Below are 243 nucleotides of genomic sequence, written 5' to 3'. Positions count from 1 at the left end.
AGAAGAAGGAGTACGAATATGAAACCTGTATGGAAACGCGCAACCTCAGTGGCGGCAGCTTTACTGCTTACCGCCGGCCTCGCTGCCTGTTCAAACGGCAGCGGCACAGCTACACAACCAACGACTGAGCAAACGACGAGCAGTGCTCCCCAGGCTGAACCTGCGGAACTTACGGTAGCGCTCGACTGGTATCCCAATGCGGTACATTCCTTTCTGTTTGCAGCAGAAGAGCAAGGCTTTTTC

1 pseudogene is annotated in these 243 nt (G+C 54.3%); it reads left to right on the top strand.

Going from position 1 to position 243, the window contains the following annotated elements:
* Positions 1–18: 18 nt before the first annotated feature.
* Positions 19–243 (top strand): annotated as a pseudogene (locus MXD62_RS09415) (ABC transporter substrate-binding protein); the annotation flags it as partial.

This window comes from Frankia sp. Mgl5 (assembly GCF_023242985.1).
Lineage (GTDB): Bacteria > Actinomycetota > Actinomycetes > Frankiales > Frankiaceae > Parafrankia > Parafrankia soli.
The sequence above is the reverse complement of the archived record's forward strand: the minus strand, read 5'-3'. Positions and strand labels throughout refer to the sequence as shown.